A 7,659-nucleotide genomic window follows, 5' to 3' on the forward strand; every position below is an offset into this window, starting at 1 on the left:
CCCATCGCTGGATCGGCGGCGCGCTGGTGCTGGCCGTGGTGGTCCACGTCGCCGGGCTCTGGATCACCAGCCCGCCCGACATGATGGACGCCCTGACCTACGCATCGCCGACGCCGTTCTCGCCCTTCGGAGTCACCGCGATGTGGGCCATCTTCATTGTCGCGCTGCTGGCGACCTTGCGCCGGCGCTTAGAACTGCGGCCGCGAACCTGGCGCTTCATTCATATGCCGCTCGCGATCGTCATCGTCGTCGGCAGCGTGGTCCATTGCCTCCTGATCGAGGGGACGATGGAGACGGTCTCGAAGGCCGTGCTGTGCGTGCTGGTGGTCGCGGCAACTGCAAAGGTCATGATGGACCTGCAGGTCTGGCGAAAGCGAAGGACGCTGCGCGGGGATGGCCTGTAGTGGGCGTAGGGGTGGCAAAGGCGCACTTGCGCCGTGCCCACCATCTTTCTCGATCGCAAAAATTACGTGGGCACGCTTCGCTTTGCCCACCCTACGGGCTACGCCGTTCTGCTTGTCGTGCAGGGAGACGCGGCATATCCTTGCACCATGACCGCCCCCGCCTCCGATCTGAAAGCGTTCCTGCTCGCGACGCCGTTCTTCGGCGGCCTTTCGGACGGAAGCCTCGACCTCCTGATCTCCATGCTGGTCGAGCGCAGCTTCGAGGTAGGCAGCACCGTCGTATCGGAAGGCGAGCCGGGCCGCTCGATGTTCATCGTCAAATTCGGCCGCCTCGCGGTCAGCAAGCGGACGAAGGCGGGCCGCGTCATCCCGATTTCCGTGCTGCAGCCCGGTGATTTCTTCGGCGAGATGACGCTGATCGAGATGCAGAACCGTTCAGCAACGGTTGTCGCGGAAAGTCCGACGCTATTGTACGAGCTGACCGCGCAAGATCTCTACGCCTGCTACAAGTCCGACATCCACGCTTATGTGATCATCCTGCAAAACATCAACCGCGAGCTGTGCCGAAGGCTACGGCGGGCAGATGAGCGGTTTGCCGCAAGACGTGTGGAGGACGGTTGAAAGCGCGCCGGGCGTAGGATGGATAGGCACTTGCAAGGCCTATCATCCTTCGCGTCCGAACGCCGTGGGTTTCGCTTCGCTCGGCCCCATCTTGCTTTATGATGTCGCAGACGGGCTACAACACGGGCACGCAACCAATGGGACCGAAGCGGAATCATGAAACTCGCTAGCCGCGACGGACAATCCCTGGAGCTTCGAATCCTTGGATATGAGTTTCCCCATTTGGAAGCGGCCGAATACGATTCGAATTGGCTGGTCGTAGCTGGCGAAGTGCGGCATCCGAAGGGCTCATGGCGCTTCACTGACCCGTGCCTTCTCACCTATGAAGTCGCGCGGCTGGCATCCTGGATGGATGCAGTGGCGGATGCCAACCAGTGGTCGGATGACTGTGGGTTCACCGAGCCGAATCTCGAATTTCGGATGTTGGTCAGCCTCAAGCAGCCTGTCCTCCGGGTGTACTTCGATCTCGAAGCGAGGCCGGCATGGGCGGCGAGCCGAACTGCCGGGGAAGAGGACCTATGGGTCGAATTTCCGATGCGAGAACTCGACCTGAAGTCGGCCGCGCAGCACTTGCGCGCTGCATTGGCCGCATACCCGCAGCGGGCATCGCGATAGTGCTTAGGAAGGGGAGAGCGGAGCGAAACCTGTTCGCTCCTTGAGCTACGGCGGACAGTTGCCCGCCCCATTCTGCGGGCCCGCACCCTGATGCGGCTACAGCAACGCCATCGAATGCAGCGAGTTTCGATGAAAGCCGAAGGCAACGATGCCGGAGAGAAGCAGCGCAATCCCAGCCACGATCAGGCAAAACGCGAACACTGGCGAAACCTCTGGTTCGTCACGGATGACAAAGACCATAATAGATAAAACTTTACCGACAATCGAAAGGAAGGATTAACCTTACCGGAGCGGCCCCATCGCGACCCGTCGGGCAAAACACCCCGACCCCGTCAATCCCCCATTGCGAAAATATTCCACTTTACCGAAATTCGGAATTGCGGCATATTCCCGCCATCCCGGCCCGAGGAGAGGGGCGATCGTACGTCGCAACGAACGTGGGCGGGGGTGCGGTGGACGCGGCTGCGTCGGGCACGGCAAGGCGGGACCAGGGCGGGGTGACCCTCGTGAGGTCCTTCTCCGTGTGACGAACGAAGCAGTCGCGTACGGCTAAACCATGTGGTCCTGGCTGTCGTTGCTACAGCCAAGCTTTCGCGAAGATGCATCGGCCAACCGGACGTGTGCATCGGTTTTCGCGGAGGTGACGGAGGCCAGAAGGAATTCGGCTCCGGGGAGAGCAGGCATAGGCCGTCAACCCATCGCGCAGGGAAGGCCGGGTGTTTTCCGGCCCACCTGTAGTCCGCCTGCGCATTTGCGTGTGCAAATTCTTCGCGCAGCGGGTCATGGGTGCCAGCCGGCACCCGGTCTTCCCTGCGCCCTCTTCACAAGAGAGGGCGAAAGAGAAGAGCAAAACTCGGGCGTTTCCTGCCGCGAGAATGCAGCTTCATGTGTGAATACAGGAATGACTGAGGCGTCGCGCCTCGGCGATGTCGCCCGAGTATCACTTGCGGGCGGCGATCGCCGTCAGCTCCAGCTTGACGCCCGGGCCGAGATCCGCAACGCCGACAGCCGCACGCGCCGGCAGATGGTTCGCGGTGAAATAGCGCTTCCACACCGCGTTGAACGCCGCCTTGTCGGCGAGCTCGGCCATGAAGATCGTCACCTGCAGGACGCAGGAGAGATCGGAGCCGGCCCCTTCGAGCAGGGTCTTCAACTGACGCAGCACATCGTCGGCCTGGCCCGTCATGTCGAGCCCCGCATCTTCAGGGACGACACCGCCGAGATAAAGCACGTCGTTATGCTCGACGATCTCGTGGAGCAGTCCTTCATAGGGCAGGGAACGTTTGATCACGATGGCATCCGTGCAGGTTGCGGGCTCGCTGGTCAGGCGCAAGGCTTGTCTCAATAAGAAGACCTGCCTCAATAAGCTCGCTTCAATCGGGGGAGAATGGTGCTGCCAGACAGGATTGAACTGTTGCAACAATCCGATCGACCACTGATTTTATTGGCGTTTTCGGCCCGGCGTTTTTTTTGTGTGGCACCTTTGGGGGGCGCCGCGCGGCAATGATTAACACATTCCGCGCGAGGTCGCCACGCAGGAAATCTCGTTAGCCGCAGAGGCTGACCGTCTGCTTCTTCGATACTTTGGGTTCGCTCTGGCGGAGATGGAGATAGTGCGACTCCCTCCCCCCGATGCCGCGAATGCGCCGAAAAACAAGGCATCCGAAAGAGTCTGGTCGAGTTTTATGACCACCGCCGTGTACCACCGATTCGGACGGTAGGAGCGAGGATCTCGGTCGATTTCGACGCGTCCTGGGATGGTCTGCTCCAACCGAGGGGCAACAGAGGCATGAGGGGCGGCTGAAGATCTCGATGCCGATCGGGGGTCTCGATCGAGAAGGGGATCGAGAGATGCGGTCGCGAACCTGGCTCACTGCCAGGCTCGCGATCCGCGAGTAAATCCCCTTACCGCCGCACGCCAACGCGATTGACGCCGCCATTTGCATTGCCACCAGCGTTGTGGCGGACTGCTGCACGCGCAACGGGGCGCGGCGTCAGAACGACGCCGGCCCTGGCAACGCACCCCCCCGGATAACCGACGTACTGGCAATATACGATTGCGTGGGCCGGTGATGGATTGAGCGTGACGCCTGCAAGCACCAGAAGGGCGCTGGCAACGATCACTGCAATCGTCGCGGATCTCATCGAGAGTTGCGTCTTCGCCTTCATGATGGTCCTCCTCTTTGTGCTTGCGAAATCAGGGGTGGCAGATGCCGCGTTCCGGCGGCTACAGATAACGTGTGCTCGGAAGGATGAGCGAGTTGACGTGGTTCAAGGGTGGGCTGGGCTGGGCTGGTGCTCTGCCGAACAATGTCTGTGTTTAGGTGCGCATCGCTTCGCTGTAGTCTGACAGCATCGGGCGCGATCTTGATTCAGATCAACCGGCCATGTGACCGGCGCACCACAACAGCGAGGATCGACAGGCTGGGCCAATTCGCTGGTGGGTGCGCGATGACACCGACTTGGTACGTCACCTTCGAAGTCCGTAAACGCGGCACGCTGCCGAAGCAGCGGAGTCCTCGGGAAACAAGGACCTTCACTACGGAAGCAGAGGCCAAGGCGTTCGTTCGTTCAAAGCTCGACGAAGGCCTCGCTGTATTCGCAGGCACGATCAATCCGAGCGTCCCTAGGCAGCTTATTCCGTCGGCCCGCATCCGAGCCTGGCTTGACGACGAACTATCGGACACTGAACGACATACCGGTCCCGACACTGAATAAGTACGTCTCCGTGCACATACGCGGCTCCAGAGTGTTGCCATTATGTTACGGGCTTAGGGTCTCATTGAACCTAACTTATGGATGTTCGCGGTGCTTATGCGCGCCAGCCTGCATTCGCATTTCTAAACAAAAAAGAGCGAGGGGACATGACGATGAAAAGGCTTTTGATGGCTGCGATCAGCTTCGCGGCGCTGAACATGACGGCTCCGGCCATGGCCGCCGATATGGCTGTCAAGGCAGCGCCGCCTCCCGCACCGGTGGTGGCGATCTACAACTGGAGCGGATTCTACATTGGCGCCAATGGAGGCTGGGGGCAGAGCCACGGTTGCGTGGATTTCCTGACGCCGGCAGGGACAGTTGCAGGTGGTTGCGCTGATCGCTCCGGAGGCCTTGCTGGCGGACAACTCGGCTACCGCTGGCAAACCAATCAGTTTGTCCTCGGATTGGAGGCGCAGGGCGACTGGGCCGAGATCAAGAACACCCGCGTCAGCCTGATCGATCCATTGATCTCCACCACAGGCAAGATCGATGGCATTGGGCTGTTCACGGCTCAACTCGGTTGGGCATGGAACGCGTCGCTGTTCTACGTGAAGGGTGGCGCTGCGGTAACGCGCAATCGCTTTGACATATTCAACAATGCCACCGGTGTTGGACTCGCCTCGGCAGGTCACACGCGCTGGGGCGGCGCCTTGGGCGTCGGCTGGGAATATGGCTTCACTCCCAACTGGTCGTTCGGTCTCGAGTACGACCATCTCTGGATGGGGCGTGACAACACGTCCTTCGCAGGCGTGGTCACGCCCGGGGGAGTCACCCTTCTCGGCAACGGGGTCAGCCAGGATGTGGACATGGTCACACTTCGGCTGAACTATCGTTTCGGCGGCTATGGTGCGCCGGTCACCGCTCGCTACTGAACTGTGCTTGCGCCCATAACGGAGGCCCCGCGACAGGGGCCTCCGCCTTAACGAACGGCGAGGGCTTGCCCGTCGCGGCACGCGCAGTTCCGGACGCCGATCACCAGGATCTGAAGCCAAGCCAGGTGAACTGCCCTTGTCGCGCCGCTAGAAGCATCCGCGGCTTGACGTGTCGTCTCGGCCGGGCGGCGACGTTTGATATCTTGGGTTGTCGCTTGCGGTCGATGGATTCAGGCGGTCGTGTATCCGGACGCGGCAGCATTGCGAGCGCATTTGCGACTGTCGGGTTATCCACCCGGCCAACAGGCAGTTCGGTGACGTCTGACGACATCGCGACATCGGGGATATTGACCGCGGGTGCGGCGGCAACGATTGTCGGCGACCGGGTATCGAAGACAATTCGCTCCGGCCATTTGCGATCGGAGTGAATGCGTATCGTTGCTTGATCGGCCGGCGCCTGTTCGGGGATTGGCGCCCTCGGAACACAATAGTCCGAGACAAAGAGCAGTAAGAGCAACGCCGTTCCGACCTTCCAGAGATATGCCAACAGCGGCATGCTGGTCGCTCCCGTACCCCCGAAACACTACCCTGGGCCAGTTCTACGACGTTGTCTCACGCATGCTGCAAGATGGCCACGAGCTGCTTGATATAGATCAAGCGCGTTCGATCGCTCGCGAACGCGCTCTAACTGCAGCCGGTAATGCGCGCAACTGCCTTCATGTACTTGAGATGAAGGGCGGCGCCATCTCCGTCTGACGGAGAGTTGCGAGCAGTCAAGCGATCCGAATTCAAACAGGTCTCAAGATCGTACCTGATATGCGAGCACCATCCCAGGGCGCTCTTCTCTGCCGCTTCCTTGGAGGGGCCGAACCCCACAAAGGTCTGAACGTGCCCGGCCTCGCCGTCGGCCGTCGATACGAGAGTGATTTCCGAGATGTAGAAGGACGAACACTGGGCGGCCTGGGGCTCGGCGCGAGCCCCATCTGTCCCAAGGACGAGAATGATCGTGGTTAGCACGACGCGTTTCATTCTCTCCCCCTCAGTCGCGCCCGTGGCGATGTCCGGATCAACTCAGCCACGCCAGAGATGCGAACGACTTACCACCTCGCGCATCAACGCTGGTAGGACCATCAACTCCGCAAACCTCGGCCCCGGCATGGTCCGGGGCCGTTTGCTTCACGAGATCGACTGTCTCATTGCCCGTACTGTGCAACTGCCATTAACTCCTACTGACAGTGGTGCATCTGGCCGTCGTCGAGTTTGATCATGCCTCCCGGGTGGCACTTAAGGTTGTTGCGTGTCGAATAATCGTCCCATCCGGCGTAACCGTAATAAGGGCTATGTCCATAGTAGGCTCTGTGAGGGTAGAGCGGTTGCCCAAAGTGAGGATCAGTCTGGGCCGCGTAAGCGTTGCCCCAATTGTTGTTGCCCGATCCCCAGTTTGAGGAAGCGGCGACAGCGGTAGCCGTGCCGACCGCGGCGGCACCTGCGACACCTGCGCCATACCCATATCCGTGCATGGCTCGCCGATTATGGCGACGCGCAACACCCGCAACGCTCACGGGCGTCAGCGGACGACCGACCCGCGCCTGAGCGCTCTCGATTGAGAGCGAAACCCCGCCTTGTTCAGACCAGCCGAGGGAGAACATTGCCGCACACGCGAAGGCGGAAGCAGCAAGGGCAGCCTTACTTACGTACGTCATCGACTTTCTCCTCTGTACAGAGAACTGACGCGACGCTCGTGTCGCATGCTTGTAGCGGTGCTGATCCATGTCAAAGCTTGCAAAAAAGAATCCGGCATTGCCGGGATGTTGTGTCCGTCGTCTGATCGTGAACCGCCCCGTACCTTCGATGAAGGTTCACGCGACCAACTCCGCCCGACCTAGTGGCTACGCTCATCCAATTCCAGCGTCACAGAGAGTCGCTGGGTAGTGCTGCCCGATAATGGCTTCCAGGTTGCAAAGGCTTCTGGCCCACGGACGCATCGGCACGACATCGCCGTAGTCGGTGGTCGTCAGCGCGCTAAAGCTCAGAATGGACCCTGCTGGCCAATGATTGATCATCTTAGTCAACGCCCTTGAATGCGTCGTCAATCGACAAACCTACAAAGGTGAATCGCTGTCGTAAAATTTGGCCGCCTCCGGGCACATCTCCAGCCTCGGTGTCCCGGAGCGCAGGCGGCCTCGCCATGCGTAACGGCGTTGGTGGGGCCGCTACTGGGCGAGCCCCCCAGGGGACGGCGGGCGAAGACGCATGACGAAGTGAGGAATGATCCAGCTCCCGCGCTCACAGTGAGCTGAGGTCATCCGGCACCTCGCCGGACTTCCGGACCAGCCTGGCGTCGCTGAAGTCGCCCGACGACGGGTCGCCCCGTCCGCGAGGGCGCCGGC

11 protein-coding genes are annotated in these 7,659 nt (G+C 60.8%); 5 read left to right on the forward strand and 6 right to left on the reverse strand.

The window, feature by feature from the left end:
* From MOV75_RS20295 to MOV75_RS20305, 3 genes are all read left to right on the forward strand, one after another.
* The coding region (locus MOV75_RS20295) for a ferric reductase-like transmembrane domain-containing protein (protein ID WP_247006472.1) at positions 1-404 on the forward strand (404 nt) is incomplete at its 5' end.
* 147 nt (positions 405-551) lie between these two features.
* Positions 552-1,025 carry a cyclic nucleotide-binding domain-containing protein gene (locus MOV75_RS20300; protein WP_246922933.1) on the forward strand — a complete coding sequence of 158 codons (474 nt, stop codon included), beginning with the start codon at positions 552-554 and terminating at the stop codon, positions 1,023-1,025.
* A 156-nt stretch (positions 1,026-1,181) separates the two neighbouring features.
* Positions 1,182-1,640 (forward strand): hypothetical protein, encoded by a 459-nt coding sequence (locus MOV75_RS20305; protein WP_246922931.1) that lies wholly within the window; start codon positions 1,182-1,184, stop codon positions 1,638-1,640.
* Between the two features lie 96 nt (positions 1,641-1,736).
* On the opposite strand, the gene MOV75_RS20310 is transcribed toward MOV75_RS20305, so the two are convergent.
* The 3 genes from MOV75_RS20310 to MOV75_RS20320 all read right to left on the reverse strand — a co-directional run bounded on the left by MOV75_RS20310 (position 1,737) and on the right by MOV75_RS20320 (position 3,809).
* The gene (locus MOV75_RS20310) at positions 1,737-1,880 is read right to left on the reverse strand and encodes a hypothetical protein (protein WP_246922929.1); all 144 of its coding nucleotides are present in this window, start codon (positions 1,878-1,880) and stop codon (positions 1,737-1,739) included.
* Between the two features lie 700 nt (positions 1,881-2,580).
* Positions 2,581-2,931, reverse strand: a complete 351-nt coding sequence (locus MOV75_RS20315) for a RidA family protein (protein WP_246922927.1) — start codon at positions 2,929-2,931, stop codon at positions 2,581-2,583.
* A 614-nt stretch (positions 2,932-3,545) separates the two neighbouring features.
* Positions 3,546-3,809 (reverse strand): hypothetical protein, encoded by a 264-nt coding sequence (locus MOV75_RS20320; RefSeq protein ID WP_246922924.1) that lies wholly within the window; start codon positions 3,807-3,809, stop codon positions 3,546-3,548.
* Between the two features lie 282 nt (positions 3,810-4,091).
* On the opposite strand from MOV75_RS20320, the gene MOV75_RS20325 reads away from it, so the two are divergent.
* Both MOV75_RS20325 and MOV75_RS20330 read left to right on the forward strand, forming a co-directional pair.
* Positions 4,092-4,358 carry a hypothetical protein gene (locus tag MOV75_RS20325; protein ID WP_246922969.1) on the forward strand — a complete coding sequence of 89 codons (267 nt, stop codon included), beginning with the start codon at positions 4,092-4,094 and terminating at the stop codon, positions 4,356-4,358.
* 152 nt (positions 4,359-4,510) lie between these two features.
* Positions 4,511-5,269, forward strand: a complete 759-nt coding sequence (locus MOV75_RS20330) for an outer membrane protein (RefSeq protein WP_246922966.1) — start codon at positions 4,511-4,513, stop codon at positions 5,267-5,269.
* Between the two features lie 100 nt (positions 5,270-5,369).
* Here MOV75_RS20330 and MOV75_RS20335 read toward each other — a convergent pair whose 3' ends face one another.
* From MOV75_RS20335 to MOV75_RS42965, 3 genes are all read right to left on the reverse strand, one after another.
* On the reverse strand, positions 5,370-5,825 hold the full coding sequence (locus MOV75_RS20335; protein ID WP_246922921.1) for a hypothetical protein: 456 nt from the start codon (positions 5,823-5,825) through the stop codon (positions 5,370-5,372).
* Positions 5,826-5,953: 128 nt separating this feature from the next.
* Positions 5,954-6,298 (reverse strand): hypothetical protein, encoded by a 345-nt coding sequence (locus tag MOV75_RS20340; RefSeq protein WP_246922918.1) that lies wholly within the window; start codon positions 6,296-6,298, stop codon positions 5,954-5,956.
* A gap of 866 nt (positions 6,299-7,164) precedes the next feature.
* Positions 7,165-7,332, reverse strand: a complete 168-nt coding sequence (locus MOV75_RS42965; protein ID WP_369010466.1) for an ion channel — start codon at positions 7,330-7,332, stop codon at positions 7,165-7,167.
* Positions 7,333-7,659 lie beyond the last annotated feature (327 nt).

Origin of the sequence: Bradyrhizobium sp. PRIMUS42 (assembly GCF_023006515.1) — a bacterium.
GTDB lineage: Bacteria > Pseudomonadota > Alphaproteobacteria > Rhizobiales > Xanthobacteraceae > Bradyrhizobium.

Excerpts from the sequence above, each read along its gene's own strand:
- MOV75_RS20330 (WP_246922966.1), top strand. The coding sequence starts at position 4,511 with ATGAAAAGGCTTTTGATGGCTGCGATCAGCTTCGCGGCGCTGAACATG.
- MOV75_RS20320 (WP_246922924.1), bottom strand. The coding sequence starts at position 3,809 with ATGAAGGCGAAGACGCAACTCTCGATGAGATCCGCGACGATTGCAGTG.
- MOV75_RS42965 (WP_369010466.1), bottom strand. The coding sequence starts at position 7,332 with ATGATCAATCATTGGCCAGCAGGGTCCATTCTGAGCTTTAGCGCGCTG.
- MOV75_RS20310 (WP_246922929.1), bottom strand. The coding sequence starts at position 1,880 with ATGGTCTTTGTCATCCGTGACGAACCAGAGGTTTCGCCAGTGTTCGCG.
- MOV75_RS20340 (WP_246922918.1), bottom strand. The coding sequence starts at position 6,298 with ATGAAACGCGTCGTGCTAACCACGATCATTCTCGTCCTTGGGACAGAT.
- MOV75_RS20335 (WP_246922921.1), bottom strand. The coding sequence starts at position 5,825 with ATGCCGCTGTTGGCATATCTCTGGAAGGTCGGAACGGCGTTGCTCTTA.
- MOV75_RS20300 (WP_246922933.1), top strand. The coding sequence starts at position 552 with ATGACCGCCCCCGCCTCCGATCTGAAAGCGTTCCTGCTCGCGACGCCG.
- MOV75_RS20305 (WP_246922931.1), top strand. The coding sequence starts at position 1,182 with ATGAAACTCGCTAGCCGCGACGGACAATCCCTGGAGCTTCGAATCCTT.
- MOV75_RS20325 (WP_246922969.1), top strand. The coding sequence starts at position 4,092 with ATGACACCGACTTGGTACGTCACCTTCGAAGTCCGTAAACGCGGCACG.